This is a genomic window from Paenibacillus sp. FSL R5-0378, from assembly GCF_038009285.1.
Taxonomy (GTDB): Bacteria; Bacillota; Bacilli; order Paenibacillales; family Paenibacillaceae; genus Paenibacillus_AQ; species Paenibacillus_AQ favisporus.
The window spans coordinates 5,088,399-5,112,410 of record NZ_JBBPAY010000001.1 but is presented as its reverse complement, the minus strand read 5'-3'; the positions used below and the strand labels follow the sequence as shown (position 1 = coordinate 5,112,410).

Sequence of the window (24,012 nt, the reverse complement as noted above, 5' to 3'; positions counted from 1 at the left end):
CGCATAATGGACATACAGGCATGCTGCATGACTCCATCAGAAAGGGTCAGCATCGGCGTCTCTACCCATTTTGTTCCTTCGCTGAACAAGGGGAAATGAGACAACGGACGCAGAGGGAAAGAGGTGCATCATTATTTTGTTTTACATCATATCGCTGATCGTCATTGCGATCGACCAACTGAGCAAGCTCTGGGTCCGCTCATCCATGGTTGTCGGAGGTTCGAGGCCTTTTCTTGACCCGTACGTTCATTTTGAGTACTACCAAAATACCGGAGCCGCGTTCAGCTCGTTCCAGGGCTACGGCAAGTTATTTGTCGTATTTGCGGTGTTTGTTACGGCCGTCATTATCTATTACCGGACCAAAGGCGTGCTTAAGGGGACATGGATGGAGCTGGCCACGGGCTTTCTCGTCGGCGGGGCGATCGGCAATGCGATCGACCGGGTGCTGTTCGGCAAGGTTACCGATTTTATCGTCCTCGGCCGCATGACAGGCATTATGAATATCGCGGATATCGCGATTAATATCGGCATCGTGGCCATTATTCTGTCCGTGATTTTCCGCCGCGAGCCCAAGCAATCTTATTCCTGATGCCCTGTTAACCGGACATTTGGAATCATGATGTGCAGACAGCAGACTCCCGGGAAGCCGGGAGTTTTTCGCGAGCCCGGGTTTTTCGGCTGTAAACGAAACAAATGGGCTACAATATGGTTAATAGTTTGATAGCGTGATCGGTCATTGAAGCAAGTCGAATCGACGCCATCATGGTATACGTTACATATGGGGGTATGCAGATTGAAATCCAGATACTTGGCCGGGTATTCCCTGGCTGTTATGGGCGCGGGCTTTCTCGTCATGCTTTTCCTGCCGCAAAATTCGTGGGTTAAGCTGCTGCTGGGAGGCTTTGAAGCCGGACTCGTCGGCGGATTTGCCGACTGGTTTGCGGTCACCGCCTTGTTTCGCCATCCGATGGGGATTCCGATCCCCCACACGTCGCTGCTGCTTAAAAACCGCAACAAAATCGTCAATTCGCTCATTTCCGCATTGGAAACCGAACTTTTGAATAAGGAAAGCATCACGTCCAGACTTCGGCAGATGAAGCTGTTCCAGTCTGTGTCGACCGGGCTGTTCAAGCTGATCCGGCGGAAAGAGGTCCGCATGAAGCTCCTGTCTTCGCTGGAGCAGGCCGTTCGCGAACTGCCGCTGGAGAAAGCGGCCCCGCACATCCGGGACATGGTGCTTCGGTACATTCATAGCCGGAACATCACCGAATTGTTAAACCGTGTGGTCAAAGAGACGGAAGCGCACCAATTGGACGAGAAGGTATTGGACTACGGACTGCTGTACGCCGCAGAATGGGTGAACAACCCGGATAACGAAATGATGCTCGGCAAGCTGGCGCATGCCAAACTGGACGAGCTTCAGCTTGGAGGAATGAAGGGCTTTGCCGTGCAGGCGATGCTGGGCTTTATGAATGAGGAGAAAATGGGAGCTATTCTGAAGAAGCTGATCCTCTCGGCATTGCTTGAAGTGGCGAATCCGGAAAGTCCATACCGGGAACGGGTTGTCAAAGGCATCCGGGAGCGTTTGGCCCAAGTAGCCGACAGTCCGGAAACGGAAAGCCGCGTAAAGGGTTGGCTGGATGACAAGCTGAGCTCTGAGAACGCGGAAGTATGGATCGCCGGCCAACTGATCCATTTGCGTGAACGACTGCTGCAGTGGATGGAAGCCGAACGGGAGCGCGGAGGGCGTATATGGATTCGTCTGTTCCGCTGGTGCCATGATTTATTGAAATCCAAGGAAGAGTTAACCCACCGGTGGGAACAAGGGGTTCTGGCAATGATCGTTCAGCTGGTGGAATCCAATTATTACCGGATCGGCGTGCTGGTTCGGGAAAATCTGGACAAGCTGGACGATCAGACGCTCGTCAACATGCTGGAGGAGAAGGTCGGCAGTGACCTGCAGTGGATCCGGGTCAACGGCGCGATTTGCGGATTCGTGATCGGCATCGTGCTGAGCGCCATTCATTTGTTGATTTTAAACGGGTAATTTCAGGGGAAGGGACAGGTGAAATTAATGAAAAGGAACCAATTGGGAACATCGGAACTGAATATCAGCGAGATCGGGCTGGGCTGCATGTCCTTGGGAACCGATGAGGCGCAGGCTGAGCGAATCGTTCATGCGGCGCTGGAGCGGGGCGTGAATTTTTTGGACACCGCGGATCTCTACGACAGCGGCAGAAACGAAGAAATTGTCGGTAAGGCGATCCGCGGACGCCGGCAGGAGGTTGTTCTGGCGACGAAGGTAGGAAACCGGAGAATTCCTGGTAAAGAAGGTTGGGTATGGGACCCTTCCAAAGCGTATATCCGCTCCGCGGTAAAAGAAAGCCTTCGCCGCCTCCAAACGGATTATATCGATTTGTACCAGCTCCATGGCGGTACCCTGGACGATCCGATTGACGAGACGATCGAGGCGTTTGAGGAGCTGAAGCAGGAGGGCGTGATCCGCTATTACGGCATTTCGTCGATCCGTCCGAACGTGATCCGGGAATACGTAAAGCGTTCCGGAATCGTCAGCGTCATGAGCCAGTACAGCATTCTGGACCGCCGCCCGGAGGAAGAGGTGCTGCCTTTACTGGCCGATAACCATATCAGTGTCATCGCCCGCGGTCCGGTGGCTTCCGGTGTCCTGACCGAGCAGGGCGGAGCCAAAGTGGCGAAGGGGTACCTGGATTACAGCCCCGAAGAACTGATCCAGATCCGCGAGCAATTGCAGCGCCTGGTCAAGAATGACCGGAGTATGGGGCAGACCGCGATCCGGTATGCCTTGGCGAATTCGGTCGTGGCGACGGCCATCGCAGGAGCAAGCTCCCTTGAGCAGCTGATCCACAATACTGCGGCTGGAGACGCTCCGGCGCTCACCGACGAGGAGATCGAGCAGATCCGCAGCTTTAGTAAGGCGAATCAGTATACAGCGCACCGTTAATAACATTATTTTTCCTTATAAAAAGGAGCCGTCCCCGGGTCGTGAATGACCTTTGGACAGCTCCTTATTTTTATGTGGGGACTTATAAAGAGACTTTATGGGATGTGAATAAGAGCATAGAAGTGCAGCTAAACGTTCTGAGTCAGCTTTAAGGCAGCCATCAAATCCGCTCTGCGTTCCGTCCGATTGACAAACAGCTCCCCGTTTTGGATATGATCAATGTACAAAATCCCGTCGAGATGGTCCATCTCATGCTGAATGCAGCGTGCCAAATAATCCTCTGCCTCCATTACAATCGTTTTACCCTCACGGGTTAACGTACGGATCTTCACGTATTTCGCCCGCTTCACGATACCGGTATACCCGGGGTAGGATAAGCAGGCTTCCGGTCCGGTCTGCTCCCCGGCTTGCTCGAGCAGCACCGGATTGATCAGCTCAATGAGCCCGTCCCCGCAGTCCATGACGATCACCCTGCGGAGAATGCCGATCTGCGGTGCGGCCAGGCCGGCTCTGCCTTCTTCCGCGTACAGGGTATCTGCCATATCATCCAGCAGCTTGTGAATTCTCGGCGTTATTTCCGTAACGGGTTTGGCTTTTTTGCGGAGAATCGGATCTCCGAAGGGAAGAATTTCTTTTTCCGACATGCTTGTTACCTCCAGTTTCAATCAACGTCTAGGCCCCTCTAACGTTCGATGGGGTATGATGCCATAAGTCGCTAGGAGTGCAGTCGAGAGCCGTGCACAGCGCATCCATCGTATCGGCCTTGATCTGCTTCGGATTGCCGTTCAGCAGGGCGCTGATCGAGGGGGGAGACAGCTCGTAGCCGGCTTTGTCTTTCAGTAAACGGGCCAGTGCGGCTCCCGTCCAAATTCCGCGTTCTGCCATCACTTGGCGCAGCATCCATATGAGCATCGCTTTCAAACCACCTTTTGTATGTTCAGTATATGTATATTCAACCATTTAGGTGATGCCTAATATTTTTAGGTACGAACTAATATAACACAACCGATGGCAAAAGGGAAGAACGAGGATATAAGCATAAGGGCGGTTATTATTGGGCAATTATCGTAACCTTGCTATGGATTCCTCTGTAAAATATAGCCATTCCATGCAGGGAAGCTTGTAGAATTTTGACTAACGGTAAGTGCTTTCACGAACATTAAATTTTTTTTGACGTATCTGTTGTCTAAGCCTGATTCTCTAGTATAATGGTAACGAAAGCCAATCAAGAAGGGATGCGTGATGCATGAAGTTCAGCGAGTACGAATACAAGCGGCCAGACGTGAAAGAAATTGAACAACGGTTTAAACAACTGATCCAGCAGTTCGAGCAGGCGGCTTCCTTTGAAGAGCAGGACAAGGCCATGTCCGATATCAACAAGCTGCGCAGCGAATTCGAAAGCATGGCAGAGATTGCCGTCATTCGCCATTCCATCGATACGAACGATGAATTTTACAAGGCCGAACAAGAATACATCGATGAAGCGAGTCCGGTCTATCAAGAATACATAACCGATTATTATAAAGCGCTGGTAGAGTCCAAATTCAGAAGTGAACTCGAAGCCAAGTGGGGAACGCAGCTGTTCAAGCTTGCCGAGCTGGCGCTTAAGGCCTTCCATCCGGATATCATCGAAGATATGCAGCTCAATAACAAGCTGGCCACCGAGTACAGCCAGCTGATTGCCTCTGCGAAGATTCCGTTCGAAGGCGAGGAGCGGACGCTATCCCAGCTGCTGCCGTTTGAGTTGTCGCCGGACCGCGACCTGCGCCGGAGAGCGTCGGAAGCGAGATATTCCTTCATGGCGGAGCATGAGCAGGATTTTGACCGGATCTACGATGAACTCGTGAAAACCCGGACGCGCATGGCTCAAAAGCTCGGTTATAAAAATTACGTTGAGCTTGCCTATATTCGCATGAACCGTACGGACTATGACGCCGACATGGTGGCCAACTTCCGGAAGCAAGTGCTGGAACACATCGTACCCGTAGCCCAGAAGCTGAAGGAACGCCAGCGCGAGCGGATCGGCGTCGATTCCCTGCGGATCTATGATGACAATTTCAGCTTCAAGACCGGAAATGCGACGCCGAAAGGGGATGCGGACTGGATTCTTGAGCAAGGGAAGAAGATGTACGCGGAGCTGTCTCCGGAAACCGACGAATTTTTCAAATTCATGGTAGACCGGGAGCTGATGGATCTCGTCAGCAAAAAGGGCAAGCAAAGCGGCGGATACTGCACGTTTATCAGCAAATACGAATCGCCGTTCATTTTCTCCAATTTCAACGGCACTTCCGGAGATATTGACGTTCTCACGCACGAAGCCGGCCACGCCTTCCAGGTCTATTCCAGCCGTCATTTTCAGGTGCCGGAATACCTGTGGCCTACGTATGAATCGGCCGAAATCCATTCCATGAGCATGGAGTTCTTCACGTGGCCTTGGATGGATAACTTCTTTAAGGAAGACACGGAAAAATACCATTTTGACCATCTGTCCAGTGCGCTTCTCTTCATTCCATACGGGGTATCCGTAGACGAATTCCAGCACTTCGTGTATGAGAATCCGGACGCGACGCCGGAGGAGCGCAAACGCGCTTGGCGCGAAATCGAGAAGAAGTATTTGCCGCACCGGCAGTACCCGGACAATGAATACCTGGAGCGGGGCGGCTTCTGGCACAAACAGGGGCATATCTTCCAGGCGCCGTTCTATTACATCGATTATACGCTGGCGCAAATTTGCGCGTTCCAGTTCTGGAAGAAGATGAACGAGGACCGCGAAGCGGCATGGGCGGATTACCTGAGACTGTGCCAGGCAGGAGGAAGCCGTTCCTTTACCGGGCTTGTGGAGCTTGCCGGACTGCAGTCGCCGTTTAAAGACGGCACCGTCGCTTCGGTGATCGGCGTCATTGAGAACTGGTTGAACAGTGTGGACGACAAAGCGCTGTAAAAGTACGTAATTGCGATTAAAAATGTAAAAAGCAGGCATGGGGGATTAGCCCTATGCCTGCTTTTTGTGTATGCCGTAATTTGGTGCACACGTTTTCCGCTGTCCGGAATCGGGTAAGCATCAGTAGCAGGAGGGTGGTTTTCCCTTTGAAGCCGGAGATTTCTGTTCAAAGCGATCCAACCGGTTTCTACCACCTAAAGCAGGCAAACAGGTATTTGTCCTCACGGAGCATATGCGTTATTACGGTGAATATACTTGTTCTAAGGCTTATGTGCGTAAATGGGACTTAAATGAATGAATGGAGGTGATCTTTTGACGATGGTCAGTGAACATGGTGCAGGCAGGGCATTGATTCAGGGCATCGGTACGGCGCTTCCGCCTCACCGTCTTTGCCAGGATGACGTATTTGCGAAAATCGAAGCTTCGTTAAGGGAAGATCCTCACGCGCTAAGGTGGGCGAAAAGAATATTTAAGCAGTGCGGAGTCCAGGTCAGGTACACCTGTGAGGAGGATTTCCTCAAACCTGCCGATCAGTGCACGTATCTGTCCACGGACAAGCAGCAGGCTGCCCCTTCGACCTCCAAGCGGATGGAGGTGTACCGGAGAGAATCGGTCCCTTTGGCGGAGAAGGCGGCGGAAGAAGCCATTCGTGATGCGGGTGTTGAAGCTTCCGGAATCACTCACATTCTGACGGTAAGCTGTACCGGTCAATTTCTTCCCGGATTAGACACCGTTTTGATTCATCGGCTTGGATTGTCTGCGCGGATTCAGCGGATCCCGCTTACCTTTCAAGGTTGCGCCGCCGGTTTGAGGGCGATTCAGTTAGCACAGCAAATCGTGTCCGCCAGCCCGGCCGCGACGGTGCTCATCGTTTGCGTCGAACTGTGCACCATCCACTTGCAGCCTTCGGGATCCCGTGAAGCCTTGTTCGGTGCTTCGTTTTTTGGGGACGGGGCTTCGGCATGCATCGTAAGCTCCGGTGAAGCCGACCAACAGGGAGGGTTCCAACTCGGCGGAGGACACTCTGTGCTCCTTCCGGACTCTGCAGACGAAATGATTTGGGAGGTCGGGGACACCGGTTTTGATTTATACCTCTCCCCCAATATCCCCAAGCTGCTCAGAACGTTCCTGCGGGATGAAGTGGACCGGCTGCTGGACGGAGGAGCACTTCCGCCATTATGGGCGATTCATCCGGGAGGACGGGGCATCGTAGATGCCGTCCAGGATTTATTCGGGCTGGAGGACAGCCAGACCGAATTCAGCCGGAACGTGCTGCGGGACTTCGGGAATTTATCTTCGGCGACGCTGCTGTTCGTTCTAAAAGGGATGAGAGAGCGTTTGAGGGAACAAGGCGAGGGTGAACGGTCCGGAGTGGCACTGGCGTTTGGCCCGGGCTTGACTGCAGAACTTCTTCGATTTACGTATGTTCCTTCATTCGTTACGAAACGGGAGTCAAGTTATGAGTATGCCGGCCTTTAAGCGGTTAAACCGGCGGGCCATGGAAGAGGAATACATGGACGACTTCAGCACGGGCGGTGACGAGCTGCTGGAAGCGCTGCGCCATTTGCGACGACTGAACCGGATCTTTGGTGCTTCGTCTCCATCCTTATACGGGTTCAAGCAATTGTGGCGTCAATCCGGCCGACCGGACAGGGTATCGGTGCTGGATATTGGCGCCGGCTCGGGAGATGTGAACCGCCGCATTCTGCGCTGGGCTGCCCGAAACGGGGTCGATGTCCGGATTACATTAGTGGACATTACGGAAGAAGCCTGCGAAGAGGCCAGAAACCTGTACCAAGGGGTACCGAATATTACGGTCAGACGCTGCGATTTGTTTGACCTTCCGGAAGGTAGCGCCGATATCGTCATGTCATCGCAGTTCCTTCACCACTTTGACGACGTCCGGCTTCCCGAAGTGGTCGGGCAGATGCTGAAGGCATCCCGTCTGGGCGTGGTGATCAGCGATATTCACCGGCACTGGATTTCGTGGTCCGCCGTTTGGGTCGTGGCGCACCTGGTTTCAGACAACCGTTATATACGGCATGACGGGCCCCTGTCGGTAGCGAAGGGTTTCAAGTCTTCCGATTGGATCAGGCTGAGACAGCGGCTGCAGGAGCGGGATGGGCAAGCGGACCTGCTGTACAGCTGGAAGCCGTTATTCCGTTATGTGGCCGTTGTTCATAAAACGGGAAAAGTATAAGTACGTGTTCAAAAAGGTCGGTTTTCAGCACCGAGAAGATTGGATGAAGCTAGAGACTGAGGAGCAGAGCGTACGTAGTGGGTACGGTGAGCACCGGAAGGCCCGGCTGAATTCAAGATTCGATGCCGAATCAGCTTCCCGATTTACTTCGTGTTAGATATAGAATTTATTCGTTATCAGCAGAGCTGATGAAATTCTATATCGCAAGAAAACCTACATTTTAATCGCGGTCACTCATCCTTGATTGGCCTCGATTGGTTTTCTTATAATATCAGAAAGTATAAACATCCAGAGCCTTTGCTTCCTGATATTGCAAGAAAAGTTACCTTTAAACGCGGTCTGTCTTCTTTGAAGGTACGTCGATAGACGGTTTTCTTATCAAAAGCGGACTTTTTGAACAACCTCTATAAAACAGCGAAAGGAGATGATTCCCATGCAGGATGCGGTCATCATCGGAGCTGGCCTAGCCGGCTGCAGTTTAGCTATCCGGCTGTCCGCTCAAGGGTGGAAGACCGTGCTCATAGATCGTCAGTATTTTCCCCGTCATAAGCCATGCGGGGAATTTCTGTCTCCGGAGGCGAGGGAGACGCTGGCCAGCCTTGGTGTAGCGGAGGCTGTCGAGCGAATGGAGCCGAATCCGATTGACCGGGCCCGCCTAGTGCTGAGACATGGACAGGTGCTGGAAGCAGCGCTCCCCGGTACAGGCTGGGGCATCAGCCGGTATACGCTGGATGCCGGCCTGCACCGGGCTGCACGGGAGGCGGGCGTGGAAATACGGGACGCGACGACGGTCACAAGCATTCATGCCCGTGAGGATGGAGGCGGATATATCGTCGGGACCCGGACCGGTGGACTCAGCGATACGCTGGAGGCGAGGACGGTCATTGCCGCCTGGGGCTGTCACCGCCGGCCGGATTTGATCGATTATGAAGAAATGGGGCAGGACGGACATGCCTACATCGGGATTAAAACGCATATGACCGGGCTCGCAGGGACGGAAGCCGTGGAACTATATTTGGTTCCCGGAGGCTACATCGGGATCGCCCCTGTGGAAGCGGGCACCTATAATGTAGCCGCGCTTCTGCGCCGGGACCGGTTGAAAGGCGCGGGAGTGAAGATGAAGGAGCTGCTGGATTTTGCAGCAAGCGGCAATCCCCTACTTGCCCGCCGATTGTCGGAAGGAACGCCGACGGACGGGACGATGATCTCGACCGCGCCGGTATATTTGTCCCGCCGGCCTCAGCCTTGGCGGATGATTCCGCATGCCGGAGATGCCTGCGCCATGATTCCGCCGCTCTTCGGAGACGGGATGAGCGCCGCCCTGCGCTCAGGCATTCTGTGCGCCTCTTTTGCAGACCGCTATTTGCGGGGCGAGCTGAGCATGCAGGACTGGGAGCGGCTGTATACCGAGGCTGTGCACCGTGAATTCAGCGGTATTTTGCGAAAAGGGCGCTACTTGCAGGCGATCAGCGGCCGGCCCTCTGCCGGAAGGATTCTGTCAGGCTTTGCCCGGCTGTTCCCGCCTGTCGCCGATTCATTGGTCAAAGCGACGCGGCTGAAGAACACGATGTCTTAGTTAGACTGCAGACCGCCTGCCGACAGGAGGAGGGAATCGGGTGATTTACCGTTTCATAACCGGACTTGCTCTCCGCTATCCTGCGTGGGTGCTGGCGTGCTGGACTGCGCTGCTCGTCCTGTGCGGTTCGGCAGCGATATCACTGCCTTCCATCCTGAAGGATCACGGGCTGCGTACGGAGGGAACTTCCGCACAGGTCGAGCGGATCCTGTCGGAAGATTACCAACTCCCCAGTGAACCGGCCGTTGTCGTCTTCGAACGGGAGCCCGGAGTCTCCCGCGCTTCGTTTGAATCGGGAATCCAGGCGGTATTGGAACATCTCCGTCGGGTGGACGGCAGCCTGACCGTTATTTCACCGCTGGAGCATGAGGGGATGATGGACAACCAGGCCGCCTATGCCCTGTTGGGGTTGAACACCCAGCATCAGACCGCCGGGAAGGGGCTTGACGCCATTCGCTCAGCATTGCCCGAGCCGCCTGGTGTGAAGATCACGCTGACCGGCAAGCCTGTCGTGCAGGACGATGTCAACCGGGCGAGCATGCATGACTTGAAGAGGGCGGAGATGATCGGTCTGCCGCTGGCCTTTCTGATCTTGTTCTACGCGTTCGGCGGCTGGATCTATGCCCTCATCCCGATCGCAGCAGGGTGCACGGCCGTAGGCGTTTCGATGGGGATTCTTTATTGGCTTGGGAGCGGCCTGCAGCTGGAGCTGTCCAACTTCGTGCTGAACGTCATACCCATGGTCGGCCTGGCGCTCGGCATCGATTTTGGACTGATTCTTGTCAGCCGCTTCCGTGAGGAATGGAGGGCATCCAGCGGCCGCGTGGAGCAGGCACTGTCGGTCACCATTAGGCAGGCTGGCAGGGCTGTGCTCTATTCGGCCGCCTGCGTGATCCTGGGGCTCATCGCCATAACATTCATCCGGATGCCGATGTTCCGATCGGTCGCCATCGGGGCGATGGTCGTCGTTTTTGTATCGGCCTTGGTGAACTTAACGCTTGTCCCTGCCTTTTTGACCTTATGGTCACCGGTAATCCCGATTCGGCGGGGTTCCGCAGCGGCAGCAGCCACCTTCAAGCCCGGACTGATGCAGCGATGGACCGGCTACGTCATGCAGAGGCCTGTCCGGATGACGCTGGTGTCCGCAGCGCTTCTGCTGACAAGCATCCTGCCGATACGCTACTTGCAGACCTCCGTTCCAGATGCCGCCTCTCTGCCGTCAAGCTATGCTTCACGGCTTGGTGCCGAACTGGTGGATTTCCGTTTCAACGCCCCCTTTACCTCGGAGATCCCGATGGTGGTGCTGGGACGCGGAGATGTCTTGTCGGCAGTGGAATGGAGCGCAGCTTACGAGCTGTGGCAAAGGTTGAAGACGGACCGGGATGTGCTCCGGGTTGACTCCATCTTTTCCAATATCCCCAAGTTCAATGATCAGCCGGGGGTCTTGTTAAGCCCCAGAATGCTGCAGCAGCTGCCACAGAATACGAGTCAACCGTTCGTTCGTGAGGGCAGCCTGTTGATGTCAGTAACGCTTCGGCCAGGCATGGATGATAAGCAAACCGAGGCATGGCTGCAGAAGTGGGAAATTCAGGGACAGAATGAGAGGGGTATTCGGATACTGATTGGGGGAGAAGCCAAGTACCGGCTGGAAGTAAGCGAAGAGATCAAAGCCAGGCTTCCTTCGGTGCTTTTTTGGATGGCTATAACCAATTTTGTGGTGCTGTTCGCAGGTTTTCGTTCGATTATCATACCGGTCAAAGCACTGCTAATGAACCTGCTCAGCCTTACAGCGTCGTTCGGGGTGTTGGTGTACTTTTTTCAAGATGGAATGCTGGGGGGCGGATCAGGCAGCATCGCTGTCATGATCCCGGTATTTATCTTCGGATTGGTGTTCGGGGTTAGTATGGATTACGGCGTTTTCCTGCTGTCCCGAATGACCGAGGTGTATCATCGCACAGGAAATGCGGAAAAAGCGATAGCTGCGGGACTCTCTTCCACGGGAAAAGTGATCACCTCAGCGGCAGCCATCATGATCGCCGTCACTTTGCCGTTTACCGCAGGGGACGTGGAGGGAGTCAGGCAGCTTGGGTTCGGTATCGCTGCGGCGATCCTGATCGATGCGACCCTGATCCGCTTTATGCTCGTTCCAGCGTTAATGAAGCTGATGGGGCATGTCAATTGGTGGCTGCCGCATCAGCTTCGCCGCTGGTTATTTACGGAGTAACACCTGCTGGATCTGATGATCCGGCCCTTTTTTTAAGATGAGCTTGGCACGCGCCTTCGTAGGCAGAATGTTCTCCATTAAATTTTTCAGATTGATCGTTCTCCAGATTTCCGACGCGTTCTGCACGGCTTCCTCTTCGGAGAGACTGGCAAATTTGTGAAAGTAGGACCTTGGATCTTGAAAGGCGGTATCGCGCAGCAGTTGGTAACGCTCGATATACCAGCTGCGGATATCCTGCTCCTCGGCGTCGATGTAGATCGAGAAATCAAAGAAGTCGCTGATAAAGACCGGCGCCTCCGTATTGACCTGAAGGACGTTAATCCCTTCCAGAATGAGGATATCCGGCTGGTCGATCAGCTGCTCCTCGTCCGCCAGAATATCATAGGCCAGGTGCGAATAGACCGGGGCCTTCAGCGCAGGCTGTCCGGATTTGACGCTGCTGATAAACTGCATCAGCTTTTTGATGTCGTAGCTCTCCGGAAATCCCTTTTTGTTCATGATCCCTTTTTCCTCAAGAACGCGGTTCGGGTACAGAAAGCCGTCCGTTGTGACCAGATCCACGCGCGGATGCTCCTGCCATCTGGACAGCAGCGTTTGCAGCAGGCGTGCGGTCGTGCTTTTGCCTACGGCTACGCTGCCGGCGATTCCGATGATATAAGGCGATTTGGGCGCTCGGATGCCGGTGAAGGTGTTCATCTTTTCTTGAAGCTGCTGGAAAGCACTTACATACAAATGAATGAGGCGGGTCAGCGGAAGATAAATGTCGCGCACTTCCCGCAGCGAAATTTTCTCGTTCAAGCCTTTGAGGCGTTCAAATTCCTCTTCCGTCAGCGGAAGCTTCGAGTCCTCTTGTGCCGCCTTCCAGTCCTTCCGGTCAAATGTATAATAAGGGGAGTATGTGTTCATGGTACACTCGCTTTCTAAACAAAGTAGGGCCATGCCAAACCAGCTCCTGTCGTTTCAAGAGTATGTAAACGGGAAGTGAATCCCAAAATAAACTGTGACATTGCGCGTTACTAATGCGAACTGAATTATAGCATGTTAAGCGGCTTAAATAAACCTTAGGGTTAAAAATGAGATACCAGAAAAACCGTTCAATCGACAAAAGGGTTTGGGCTTTCGGGAACAAGAGGTATAATAGGATCAGTGCAAGCCAAATCATGCGAGAGCGGGACAAGTGAGCTGAAGACGATGGACATTGAAAGACAAAGATTAGCAATTGAGGCAGCCAGACTGTATTACCAGTCCGATTACAGCCAGCAGGATATCGCCGAGCGGCTTGGCGTTTCCAGGCCGACGGTATCGAGATTGCTTCAGCATGCCAAGGAACAAGGATACGTGCGGATCGAAATTGTCGACCCTGGCGAAGATTTAAACGTACTGGGCCGGAAGCTGAAGCGCAAATACGGCTTGGATACGGTACAGGTCTGTTATTCCCCGTTAAATCAATACGAGGAAATCAAGAAGCATATCAGTAAAAAGGCAGCCGAATTCCTCCACGAGATCGTCCAGGACAAGGATATTATCGGGGTCACTTGGGGGACCACCATGCATGCTGTCGCGCTTCAGCTTGCGCCCAAGCAGGTAAAAGGCGTCGAAGTCGTGCAGCTGAAGGGCGGTGTCAGCCATTCCCACGTCAACACCTATGCGGCAGAGACGGTGAATCTGTTTGCAGAGGCGTTCCAGACGGTAGCGAGATACCTGCCGCTGCCGGTCATCTTCGACAACATCGAGCTGAAGCGGATCGTGGAGGAAGACCGGCATATCAGCCGGATCATCGAGCTTGGCAAACAGGCGAACATTGCCGTGTTCACGGTCGGTACGGTGAAGGAAGACGCGCTGCTTTTCCGGCTGGGATATTTTAACGAGCAGGAGCAGGAGCTGCTGAAGAAGTCCGGTGCCGGAGACATCTGTTCACGTTTTTTTGATGAAACGGGCCAGATCTGCAGCGAAGAGATCAATAACCGGACGGTTGGTATCGACCTTCATGAGCTTCAAAAGAAGGAAAAGTCCATTCTGGTTGCCGGTGGAGAACGCAAGGTGGAGGCCATTCAAGCGGCCCTCGCGGGGAATTACGCGAACATTTTGATCACGGATCAGTTTACAGCGCAGGCTCTGATCTCTTAGAAAATCATTCATTTCATATCGATTGCTTCTTTTGAATTCCGTCCGGATTACATAGGGCGGATTTTTTTTGTGCACATTACGGGAGTGGGCAGAACGATTTGTGAACATAATTTCACGATCTATTTACATATGTTCAAGCCGGTGTTATGATAGTCGTGCAGCTTGAAAGAAAAGCTTTTCAATTCCAGGGAATTGGATAAATAAAAGAATAACCCATCATGAATCAAGGAGTGGATCAGAATGACAAATTTGGCGGGAATGATCGATCATACCCTGCTTAAGGCAGATGCCACCCGGGCCGAGATCAGTAAGCTGATTGACGAGGCGAAGAAGTATGAATTCGCATCGGTGTGCGTAAATCCGACCTGGGTCAAATTCGCTGCAGAACAGCTGAAGGATTCCAAAGTGAAGGTTTGTACGGTCATCGGTTTTCCTCTGGGAGCCACGACTTCGGCCGTCAAAGCATTTGAAGCGAAGGACGCGATCGCTGGCGGCGCCACGGAAGTCGACATGGTTATCAATATCGGCGCGCTGAAGGACGGCGAGGACGATTTCGTGGAAGCCGACATCAAAGCGGTGGTAGATGCGGCTGCCGGCAAGGCTCTGGTCAAAGTCATTATTGAAACCTGCCTGCTGACGGACGAAGAGAAGGAACGCGCAAGCCGCTTGGCGGTTAAGGCGGGAGCCGATTTCGTTAAAACTTCGACGGGCTTCTCCACGGGCGGTGCTACGCCGGAAGACGTTCGCTTGATGCGCCAAACGGTAGGCCCGAACATCGGTGTCAAAGCATCCGGCGGCGTACGCAGCCTCGAGGACATGAACAAAATGATCGAAGCGGGCGCAAGCCGTATCGGTGCTAGCTCTGGCGTCAAGATTATGGAGGGCGGCCAATCCTCGGCTTCCTATTAATAAGGAAGAGAAGAATCTCGCGCTGAAGCAAAAGTGTGCATGAAATGAACGGAAGCGGTTCACATCGGAATATGGCAAACCGGGCGGGAAGCTTCCGTTTCTATTAATACCAAGCCTGTAAGCGCTTAATAGATTTGGTTTCATAAAAAATTTCAACTGGGGAGACAGCTATGAAATATTTGATTGCGGTACTAGGGTTACTTGTTGTTTTCGCCCTGTCTTTCGTGGCCAGCAACGACAAGCGGAAGATTCGCTACCGCCCGCTGGTGATCATGATCATTCTCCAGATTATTCTGGGGTACGTTCTGCTCAACACCGTTCTCGGCACCGTGCTGATCAAAGGCTTTTCCGGTATTTTTGAAAAGCTGCTGGTCTATGCCGGAGAAGGGGTCAACTTCGTGTTCGGCGGTATCGCCAACGAAGGACAGGCGCCGTTCTTCCTCGGCGTGCTGCTGCCGATCATTTTCATATCGGCACTGATCGGCATCCTGCAGTATTTTCGCATCCTGCCGTTTATTATCCGGTACATCGGCCTCGTGCTGAGCAAAGTGAACGGGATGGGCAAGCTGGAATCGTATAACGCGGTCGCTTCCGCGATCCTGGGCCAATCCGAAGTGTTCATTTCCGTGAAAAAGCAGATCGGCCTGCTGCCGAAGCACCGGCTGTACACGCTCTGCGCCTCGGCCATGTCCACCGTTTCGATGTCGATCGTAGGCGCCTATATGACGATGATCGATCCGAAATACGTGGTCACCGCGCTGGTGCTGAACCTGTTCGGCGGGTTTATTATCGCTTCGATTTTGAACCCATATAAGGTGACCAAGGAAGAAGATGAACTTGTCGTTCAGGATGAAGAGAAGCAGTCCTTCTTCGAGATGCTGGGCGAATACATTATGGACGGTTTCAAAGTCGCCATTACGGTTGCTGCGATGCTGATCGGCTTCGTCGCCTTGATCGCCCTGATCAATGGCATATTTGACGGCATCTTCGGCATTTCGTTCCAGGAACTGCTGGGCTACATCTTTGCACCATTTGCCTTTGTTATGGGCGTTCCATGGAAGGAAGCGGTGGAAGCGGGAAGCATTATGGCCACCAAAATGGTGTCCAACGAGTTTGTTGCCATGCTGGAACTCGGCAAGCATACCGCATTGTCCGCACGCACGACAGGCATCGTATCCGTGTTCCTCGTTTCCTTTGCGAACTTCTCATCCATCGGCATTATCGCTGGTGCTGTCAAAGGCCTGCATGAGAAGCAGGGTAACGTCGTCGCGCGTTTCGGCTTGAAGCTGCTGTACGGGGCGACGCTGGTCAGCGTCTTGTCCGCGATCATCGCCGGACTGTTTCTATAAAAGACTTGCGTCATGTATACTCAAGGATGAAGGAGTGATAGAAACTTATGCCAAACTTTAAACGTATCCACCTGATTGTTATGGACTCCGTGGGGATCGGCGAAGCGCCGGATGCCGCCCAGTTCGACGATTTTGACGTCGATACCTTCGGGCATATCGCCCGTGAGCGCGGCGGCTTGAACATGCCGAATATGGGCAAGCTCGGCCTGTCCAATATCCGCGAAATCGAAGGGATTGCCAAAGCGGACAAGCCGCTGGCGTATTATACAAAAATGCAGGAAAAATCCGCAGGGAAAGACACGATGACCGGCCACTGGGAGATCATGGGGCTGTACATCGATACGCCGTTCCGGGTGTTCCCCGATGGCTTTCCCGACGAGTTGATTCAGCGTATCGAAGAGAAGACAGGCCGCAAAGTCATCGGCAACAAGCCGGCGAGCGGCACTGAAATTATCGACGAGCTCGGGGAAGAACATATGAAGACGGGAGCGCTCATCATCTACACCTCGGCGGATTCCGTGCTTCAAATCGCGGCTCACGAAGAGATCGTGCCGTTGAAAGAACTCTATGAAATTTGCGAATTCTGCCGGGAAATTACGCTGGACGATCCGTACATGCTGGGCCGGATTATTGCCCGTCCGTTCGTGGGCCAGCCTGGATCCTTCAAGCGTACCGCGAACCGTCATGACTATGCGTTGAAGCCGTTTCATCGCACCGTGATGAACGAGCTGAAGGATGCGAATTTCGACGTAATCGCGATCGGCAAAATATCCGACATTTATGACGGGGAAGGCGTGACCAAGGCGATCCGCACCACATCTAACATGGACGGCATGGACAAGATCATCGGTGTTATGGAAGATGACTTTACAGGACTCAGCTTCCTGAACCTGGTGGACTTTGATGCGCTGTACGGCCACCGCCGCGATCCGCAAGGATACGGGCAAGCCTTGGAAGAGTACGATGCGCGTCTGCCGGAAATGTTTGCCAAGATGTCGGATGACGACCTACTGATCATCACAGCGGACCACGGCAACGATCCGACATACCGCGGCACCGATCATACGCGTGAATACGTACCACTGCTGGTATACTCGCCGCGCTTCACCAATGGCGGCAGTGAGCTTGCGCTGCGGAAGACGTTTGCCGATATCGGTGCAACTGTAGCCGAGAACTTTGGCGTCACGATGCCGAAATACGGCACCAGCTTCCTGGGAGACCTGAAGTAGCACGATTTTACAATATACATGAATCCATGACCTATGGGGAGGAAAAGAAATGAGCACTCATATTGGAGCCAAGGCAGGAGAAATCGCAGAAACGATCCTTTTACCGGGGGATCCGCTGCGGGCCAAATTCATCGCGGAAACGTATTTGCAGGATGTGCAATGCTACAACGAAGTGAGAGGCATGCTCGGTTTTACAGGCACGTACAAGGGGCAGCGTATTTCTGTGCAGGGAACCGGGATGGGGATTCCGTCGATCAGCATATACGTCAATGAACTGATCCGCGAGTACGGTGTTAAAAATTTGATGCGCGTCGGCACATGCGGCAGCATGCAGGAGCATGTTCATGTGCGTGACGTCATCCTTGCGCAGGCTTCCTGCACCGATTCAGGCGCCAACCGCCACCAATTCGGAGGATACGATTTTTCGCCGATCGCAAGCTTTAACCTGCTGAAATCCGCGTACGATAAAGGGATTGAAAAAGGCTTGAAGCTGCATGTGGGCAACGTATTCAGCTCCGACATCTTCTACCGTGACGATAAATCCATCGTTGAGAAGCTGATGGAGCACGGCGTTCTGGCCGTTGAGATGGAAACGACAGCCCTGTACACGCTGGCAGCCAAGTTTGGCGTCAATGCATTGACCCTGCTGACCGTTAGCGACCACCTTCTGACCGGTGAAGAAACGAGTGCCGAGGAGCGCCAAACTACGTTTAACGACATGATGGAAGTGGCTTTGGAAACGGCGATCGGACTGTAAAGGCAGCATTCTTTCATCCCATTCACAGACTAACAATCCCATGGAAAGCGAGGCAGACATCCAATGAGAATGGTTGACTTGATTGAGAAGAAACGGGACGGCGGCGAGCTGTCCACGGAAGAAATTAATTTCATTATTGATGGATATACCAAAGGGGATATCCCCGATTACCAAATGAGCGCGTGGGCCATGGCTGTATTTTTCCAGAACATGACGCAGCGCGAGCGCGCCGATCTCACCATGGCTATGGTGAATTCCGGCGACACGATTGACCTGTCCGCCATCGAAGGCGTTAAGGTCGACAAGCACTCCACCGGCGGTGTGGGCGATACGACGACGCTGGTGCTGGCACCGCTCGTAGCGGCGCTGGACATTCCGGTGGCCAAAATGTCGGGCCGCGGTCTGGGCCATACCGGCGGTACGATCGACAAGCTGGAGGCGATTGAAGGCTTCCACGTGGAGATCGACCGCGAAGAATTTGTTCGCCTGGTGAATCAGGACAAAATCGCCGTCATCGGGCAGACCGGCAACCTGACGCCGGCCGACAAGAAGCTGTATGCACTGCGCGACGTGACCGGCACGGTCAACTCGATCCCGCTGATCGCTTCCTCGATCATGAGCAAAAAAATAGCCGCAGGCTCAGACGCCATCGTGCTCGACGTTAAGACGGGCGCCGGCGCTTTCATGAAAACGGTGGACGATGCCAAGGAACTGGCTCACGCCATGGTCAGCATCGGCAACAACGTCGGCCGCAAAACGATGGCCGTCATCTCCGACATGAGCCAGCCGCTCGGCTTCGCGATCGGCAATGCGCTGGAAGTTAAGGAAGCCATTGATACGCTGCAGGGCAAAGGACCGAAGGATCTTGAAGAGCTCTGCCTCGCCCTGGGCCGCCAAATGGTGTTCCTGGCGAACAAAGCCAGCTCCTTGGAAGAAGCCGAAGAGAAGCTGAAGGAAGTCATCCAGAACGGCAAAGCGCTGGAGAAATTCAAGGAGTTCATCAAGAACCAGGGCGGCAACCCGGATGTCGTCGACCATCCGGAGAATCTCCCGCAGGCCAAATACCAGATCGAAGTACCGGCGAAGGAAGACGGCGTAGTCGCCGAAATCGTCGCCGACGAGATCGGTACAGCGGCCATGTGGCTGGGTGCCGGCCGCGCGACCAAGGAATCCGAGATCGATCTGGCCGTCGGCCTGATGCTGAACAAAAAGATCGGGGATTCCGTGAAGAAGGGTGAGTCGCTCGTCACGATCCATGCGAACCGTGAAAACGTGGACGACGTCATCGGCAAAATTTACGAAAATATCCGAATCTCCGATCATGCCGAAGCGCCAACACTGGTGTACGGCATCATCACAGAATAGGCCCTACAGGCTGGAGCCTGGAACTTGCAGAAGTTCCAGGCTTTTTATATTGCTCCTTGGTTTCATTGACCAAGCCGATAAATCAAGGTATACTTCAGCATATGTAGTTGATTAGTAAACAATTATTTCGAGGTGAAGAGTAATGGAGGAGACAGGCAGTGTTTCCAGGTGGATATCGGTGCTGCACCGCCAGTTTCAAATCTATTTGAACCGGGAATTGAAGGAGTATGACATTAATTCGTCGGAGTACATTTTCCTGGTCAACTTGTATATCGAGGACGGGGTATCGCAGGAGAAGCTGTCGGCCAACCTGTTTATCAACAAAGCGGCGACAGCACGGGCCATCAGCAGGCTGGAGGCGCTCGGTTATGTCAAGCGGATCCGGGATCCTCAGGACAGCCGGGCATATTTGGTGACCCTGACCGAGAAAGGGCTGGAGAAGCGGAAGTTTATCAGGTCGAAGCTGAAGGCGTGGACGGAGATCATTTCGAGCGGCCTGAGCTCCGAGGAGACCGATGACATGATCCGCAAATTAAAAATCATGTCCGCCAATGCGGTCGCGGAGACGAAGGGATTGACATAAATCAGCCGGCCGAGCAACGCTGCGCTCTGACATGGAACGCCAAACAGCGCAGAAAAACGCATAAAATTTTTAAAACAGAAAAAGGAATGGGCTACGGGATGCCTCATTCCTTTTTGTGTACCCGTTTGGACGGGAGTTATGCCGTTTTCACTCTTGGTACGGTAGACATAACGTCATATAAAGTGGACGAGTCGATATCCGACCCGAAGAACGCGACCGCGAGCACGACGAAGAGCAGAATCAGGCCCCATAGGAGCACGCCGATAATACCGCACACGAGCCCGGCAATCGCCATGCCTTTTCCTTGTTCATACCCCCGTTTGAGTTCCTTAAAAGAAAGGGCGGCAAAGATGATCGCCAGAATCCCCAGGATAAATCCTATGTACAAAATCATTACGCTTAGGATGCCGAGCACCATTGAGGCAATGGCTTTGCCATTCGTCTTGGGCGGCGTCATTGGCGGCTGCGGCTGAAAATGTTGATACGGGTCTGGTGAATGTGGATCCAACTGTGATTTCCTCCTCCTGCATTTGGCAGAACGCTTTATGTTTATATATTCTGCTTAACATGTCTATTATCACTTAGCCGGACGTATTTGTCGATATTTTTTCGGACGAAATTCCCAGATTTGACGCACGTTTACCTGTTTTATCTGAACACAGGAAGCATTCATGAAGCCAGTGCTTTCTATACGCTGAAGCTCTTTCGGAGCTCCGAGGGGGATACATGCTTGTATTTTTTGAAGGCCCGGCTGAAATAATAGATGTCCTTGAAACCGGAAGACAGGGCAATCTCCGAAATGTTCATTCTGGAATTGCGCAGCAGGTATTCGGATTTGTTGATCCTAAGCGTATTGACGTATTCAGTTACCGTACGCGCCGTAAGCTCCTTGAATAGGCGGCTGAAATGAAAACGGCTGAGACCGGCCAGTCCGGCAAGCAGATCGACGGACAGTTCTTCTTGGTAATGCTCCTCAATATATTGGAAAATAGGGGTAAACCGCTCCAAATTTTTCAGCCTGTACAGGCTCTCTTCCGGAGAAAGCGTATCTTTGCCGTAGCGGCGCAGCAGTATGGCGAGCAGACGGTACAGATAGGATTTGATCGACAGCTCATAGCCGAGTTCCCGTTCGTCCATTTCCCGGATCAGGGACGTGGCGCACTCGGTAATTTCCGGATCGCCGGAAATTTTGCTGGCGAACATAATCTGGTTCTGCGTAATCGGCGTAATAAACTTCGTTTCGACGGCGTCCGGCGTCTGGCTCTGCAGCAGCTTGATATCGACGATCATCGCATAATAGACCAAATCATCGGACAGGCACACCCCGTAATGCAGGTCGTTGCTGTTCACGACCACCATCTCACCCGCTTGAACTTCATAAGGAACCGAGTTCAGCTCGATGAGCGCGGAGCCTTTGGTAAAATACAGAAACTCCATATGGTTGTGCCAATGGTGGGTAAACAGCGTTTTCCCGTATTCCTTGGCGGTACAATAATGGATCTTCATCGGAAAAAAACGGTCGGGCATATCCATCGGCTCCAGCAGAGCAAGGGGTCTATCCATCCAAGTCACCTCAAAATCGCACAATAAGATAAATTATTAGCATAGCTCTTCATGGCAGTTCCGCCTGTTCTTATTATAATTCAATATATATAGGTTGAACTAATTTTTTTACACCTTAATGGCCTGATCGTGCTTGCCTTTTTATGGGTGACATTCACGCGCAGGAAGGGCTGCACGGGTTCAATCTACATTTGGAAGCCAAATGCGAGAACCAAAAGGAGAGTTGAAAACGCATGGATAAAGTAAGAGTAGCTGTAATCGGAGCAGGGTCCATTTCGGAGTCCCATTTGAACTCGTATCAAAACAACCCGGAGGCGGAGATCGTGGCGATCTGCGATTTGAACGGGGAAAGAGCCAAGGCCGCTGCCCAGAAATACGGAGCTCAGAAAACATATACCGACTATCATGAACTGCTGGCTGACCCTGAAGTCGATGCCGTGAGCATCTGCACGTGGAACAACCAGCATGCCGAAATCAGCATTGCGGCCGCCAAAGCGGGCAAGCATGTCCTGGTGGAAAAGCCGCTGTGCAGAACGGTTGAGGAAGCGCTTCAGATCCAGGAAGCCGCGCATGCCGGCGGAAAGGTGTTCCAAGTGGGCTATGTGCGCCGCTTTGACCCGAACGTCGCAGTGCTGCAGAGCTTTATGGAGAGCGGCGAAATCGGTGAGCTGTACTACGCCAAAGCCTCGCTCCTGCGCCGTGTAGGCAATCCGGGCGGCTGGTTCGCCGACAAGGAGCGCTCCGGCGGCGGGCCGCTGATCGACATCGGCGTGCATGCAATTGACCTGTGCTGGTATATGATGGGCAAGCCGAAAGTGAAATCGGTGTCCGGCAACGTATACCATAAGCTGGGCAACCGCAGCCATGTGAAGAACTATTCTTTTTACAAAGCGGCCGACTATGACGCCAGCAAAAACACCGTAGAAGATATGGCGAACGCCTTGATCCGTTTTGAGAACGGAGCGTCGCTGCTCGTGGACGTAAGCTTTTCCCTGCATGCGAAGCAGGATGAAGCGGCGATCAAGCTGTTTGGTACGAACGGCGGCTTCGAAATCGATCCGGCTCTGGTCATCGTCACGGAGAAAAACGATACGATCCTGAACATCGAGCCGCAGGTGGACCATAAAGGCTTTAACTTTGCCGCCGCGTTCCAAAACGAAATCAATCATTTTATCGAAAATATTAAAAACGGCACGGAGCCGATCGCCACGGTCGACGACGGCGTGGAAATGATGAAGATTCTGAACGGCATTTACGAATCCTCTGAGAAGGGAGTCGAAATTCAGCTATGAAAATCGGAGTAAGCACATACAGCCTGTACCGTCCGATTCAATCGGGTGAAATCACGGTTCTGGGCGCGATTGAGAAAATCGCCGAGATGGGCGGAGAACACGTGGAAATCGTTCCGATCGGATACACCTTGACCGGGAATCCGGAGCTCGTGGATCAGATCGTGGCCAAGGCGAAGGAAGTCGGGATTGATGTATCCAACTATGCGATCGGCGCTAACTTCGCTGTGGACACCGAGGAGGCTTACCGTAAGGAAATCGAGCGCGTCAAAGGAGAAGTGGACATCGCCGCACGCCTTGGCGTGAAGCTGATGCGCCATGACGTAGCCAGCCGCCAAGACACGTCCATCAAACAGTTTAACCAGGAGGTTGGACGTTTGGCGGAGGCATGCCGCGAAATCGCCGATTATGCGGCGCAGTATGGCATTACGACAAGCGTGGAAAACCACGGCTATTATATCCAGGCAAGCGACAGGGTACAGACACTGGTTCAAGCCGTGGACCGGCCGAACTTCCGGACGACGCTGGACGTGGGCAATTTTATGTGCGCGGACGAAGATCCGGTGGCCGCCGTCAAGAACAACATTCCTTATGCTTCCATGGTGCACATCAAGGACTTTTATTTGCGGCCAGCCGCTCTTAATCCGGGTGACGGTTGGTTCCGCACGGCCAGCGGGAATTTCCTGAGAGGCGCCATTGCGGGGCACGGAGACATCAACCTGCGCGAATCGATTCGGATCATCAAGGAATCCGGATTTGACGGGTATTTCTCGATCGAGTTTGAAGGAATGGAAGACAGCTTTCAGGGGACAAAAATCGGCCTGGAGAACGTCAAACGCTTCTGGAACGAGGTATAGGCCAGGAATCAAAGCAGCCAATCTTTTAAATGATTTAGCATAAACAAGGGAGAGGTGACT

Annotated in this window: 22 protein-coding genes; 17 read left to right on the top strand and 5 right to left on the bottom strand. The window is 53.2% G+C overall.

Annotation, left to right across the window (positions count from 1 at the left end; translation table 11 throughout):
• The first annotated feature begins 136 nt into the window (after nt 1-136).
• The 3 genes from lspA to MKY74_RS23640 all read left to right on the top strand — a co-directional run bounded on the left by lspA (nt 137) and on the right by MKY74_RS23640 (nt 2,983).
• Nucleotides 137-589 carry a signal peptidase II gene (lspA, locus tag MKY74_RS23650; RefSeq protein ID WP_240913151.1) on the top strand — a complete coding sequence of 151 codons (453 nt, stop codon included), beginning with the start codon at nt 137-139 and terminating at the stop codon, nt 587-589.
• Between the two features lie 204 nt (nt 590-793).
• The gene (locus MKY74_RS23645; protein ID WP_167372884.1) at nt 794-2,047 is read left to right on the top strand and encodes a DUF445 domain-containing protein; all 1,254 of its coding nucleotides are present in this window, start codon (nt 794-796) and stop codon (nt 2,045-2,047) included.
• 27 nt (nt 2,048-2,074) lie between these two features.
• Nucleotides 2,075-2,983 carry an aldo/keto reductase gene (locus MKY74_RS23640; RefSeq protein ID WP_076171816.1) on the top strand — a complete coding sequence of 303 codons (909 nt, stop codon included), beginning with the start codon at nt 2,075-2,077 and terminating at the stop codon, nt 2,981-2,983.
• Between the two features lie 128 nt (nt 2,984-3,111).
• Here the strand turns inward: MKY74_RS23640 and def are convergent, their stop codons facing one another.
• Entirely contained in the window at nt 3,112-3,627 is a 516-nt protein-coding gene (def, locus tag MKY74_RS23635) for a peptide deformylase (RefSeq protein ID WP_076171665.1), read from the bottom strand.
• 28 nt (nt 3,628-3,655) lie between these two features.
• Nucleotides 3,656-3,895 carry a helix-turn-helix domain-containing protein gene (locus tag MKY74_RS23630; RefSeq protein ID WP_076171668.1) on the bottom strand — a complete coding sequence of 80 codons (240 nt, stop codon included), beginning with the start codon at nt 3,893-3,895 and terminating at the stop codon, nt 3,656-3,658.
• Between the two features lie 334 nt (nt 3,896-4,229).
• Between MKY74_RS23630 and MKY74_RS23625 the strand changes: the two genes are divergently transcribed.
• From MKY74_RS23625 to MKY74_RS23605, 5 genes are all read left to right on the top strand, one after another.
• Entirely contained in the window at nt 4,230-5,924 is a 1,695-nt protein-coding gene (locus tag MKY74_RS23625) for a M3 family oligoendopeptidase (RefSeq protein WP_076171671.1), read from the top strand.
• A gap of 318 nt (nt 5,925-6,242) precedes the next feature.
• Nucleotides 6,243-7,403 (top strand): type III polyketide synthase, encoded by a 1,161-nt coding sequence (locus tag MKY74_RS23620; RefSeq protein ID WP_076171818.1) that lies wholly within the window; start codon nt 6,243-6,245, stop codon nt 7,401-7,403.
• Complete coding sequence (locus tag MKY74_RS23615; protein WP_076171673.1) at nt 7,390-8,124, top strand: methyltransferase domain-containing protein; 735 nt, start codon at nt 7,390-7,392, stop codon at nt 8,122-8,124. Before MKY74_RS23620 ends, MKY74_RS23615 begins: the two co-directional genes overlap by 14 nt.
• Nucleotides 8,125-8,557: 433 nt before the next feature.
• Nucleotides 8,558-9,700 (top strand): NAD(P)/FAD-dependent oxidoreductase, encoded by a 1,143-nt coding sequence (locus tag MKY74_RS23610; RefSeq protein WP_167372885.1) that lies wholly within the window; start codon nt 8,558-8,560, stop codon nt 9,698-9,700.
• 40 nt (nt 9,701-9,740) lie between these two features.
• The gene (locus MKY74_RS23605; protein WP_084203946.1) at nt 9,741-11,924 is read left to right on the top strand and encodes an MMPL family transporter; all 2,184 of its coding nucleotides are present in this window, start codon (nt 9,741-9,743) and stop codon (nt 11,922-11,924) included.
• On the opposite strand, the gene coaA is transcribed toward MKY74_RS23605, so the two are convergent.
• Entirely contained in the window at nt 11,910-12,830 is a 921-nt protein-coding gene (coaA, locus tag MKY74_RS23600) for a type I pantothenate kinase (RefSeq protein WP_076171678.1), read from the bottom strand. The genes MKY74_RS23605 and coaA overlap by 15 nt on opposite strands.
• A gap of 285 nt (nt 12,831-13,115) precedes the next feature.
• Between coaA and MKY74_RS23595 the strand changes: the two genes are divergently transcribed.
• The 7 genes from MKY74_RS23595 to MKY74_RS23565 all read left to right on the top strand — a co-directional run bounded on the left by MKY74_RS23595 (nt 13,116) and on the right by MKY74_RS23565 (nt 20,243).
• The gene (locus MKY74_RS23595; protein WP_076171822.1) at nt 13,116-14,051 is read left to right on the top strand and encodes a sugar-binding transcriptional regulator; all 936 of its coding nucleotides are present in this window, start codon (nt 13,116-13,118) and stop codon (nt 14,049-14,051) included.
• Nucleotides 14,052-14,291: 240 nt separating this feature from the next.
• Nucleotides 14,292-14,960 carry a deoxyribose-phosphate aldolase gene (deoC, locus tag MKY74_RS23590; protein WP_076171681.1) on the top strand — a complete coding sequence of 223 codons (669 nt, stop codon included), beginning with the start codon at nt 14,292-14,294 and terminating at the stop codon, nt 14,958-14,960.
• 170 nt (nt 14,961-15,130) lie between these two features.
• Nucleotides 15,131-16,309: a NupC/NupG family nucleoside CNT transporter gene (locus MKY74_RS23585; protein ID WP_076171683.1), complete on the top strand. Its 1,179-nt coding sequence runs from the start codon at nt 15,131-15,133 to the stop codon at nt 16,307-16,309.
• A 47-nt stretch (nt 16,310-16,356) separates the two neighbouring features.
• A complete protein-coding gene (gene deoB / locus MKY74_RS23580) occupies nt 16,357-17,538 on the top strand; it encodes a phosphopentomutase (RefSeq protein WP_076171686.1) in 1,182 nt (393 codons plus the stop codon).
• Nucleotides 17,539-17,587: 49 nt separating this feature from the next.
• Nucleotides 17,588-18,295 (top strand): purine-nucleoside phosphorylase, encoded by a 708-nt coding sequence (deoD, locus tag MKY74_RS23575; RefSeq protein ID WP_076171689.1) that lies wholly within the window; start codon nt 17,588-17,590, stop codon nt 18,293-18,295.
• 63 nt (nt 18,296-18,358) lie between these two features.
• Nucleotides 18,359-19,660, top strand: coding sequence for a pyrimidine-nucleoside phosphorylase (locus MKY74_RS23570; protein WP_076171692.1), 1,302 nt, complete (start codon nt 18,359-18,361; stop codon nt 19,658-19,660).
• A gap of 142 nt (nt 19,661-19,802) precedes the next feature.
• Nucleotides 19,803-20,243: a MarR family winged helix-turn-helix transcriptional regulator gene (locus tag MKY74_RS23565; protein WP_076171695.1), complete on the top strand. Its 441-nt coding sequence runs from the start codon at nt 19,803-19,805 to the stop codon at nt 20,241-20,243.
• A 136-nt stretch (nt 20,244-20,379) separates the two neighbouring features.
• Here the strand turns inward: MKY74_RS23565 and MKY74_RS23560 are convergent, their stop codons facing one another.
• Nucleotides 20,380-20,700 carry a DUF4190 domain-containing protein gene (locus MKY74_RS23560; RefSeq protein ID WP_076171824.1) on the bottom strand — a complete coding sequence of 107 codons (321 nt, stop codon included), beginning with the start codon at nt 20,698-20,700 and terminating at the stop codon, nt 20,380-20,382.
• Between the two features lie 230 nt (nt 20,701-20,930).
• Entirely contained in the window at nt 20,931-21,806 is an 876-nt protein-coding gene (locus MKY74_RS23555) for an AraC family transcriptional regulator (RefSeq protein ID WP_076171697.1), read from the bottom strand.
• A gap of 233 nt (nt 21,807-22,039) precedes the next feature.
• Here MKY74_RS23555 and MKY74_RS23550 point away from each other — a divergent pair, with 233 nt between their 5' ends.
• Together MKY74_RS23550 and MKY74_RS23545 are read left to right on the top strand one after the other, a co-directional pair.
• Nucleotides 22,040-23,098, top strand: a complete 1,059-nt coding sequence (locus MKY74_RS23550) for a Gfo/Idh/MocA family protein (protein ID WP_076171700.1) — start codon at nt 22,040-22,042, stop codon at nt 23,096-23,098.
• Nucleotides 23,095-23,952, top strand: a complete 858-nt coding sequence (locus MKY74_RS23545) for a sugar phosphate isomerase/epimerase family protein (protein ID WP_076171703.1) — start codon at nt 23,095-23,097, stop codon at nt 23,950-23,952. The genes MKY74_RS23550 and MKY74_RS23545 overlap by 4 nt, the downstream gene beginning before the upstream one ends.
• Nucleotides 23,953-24,012: the final 60 nt, after the last annotated feature.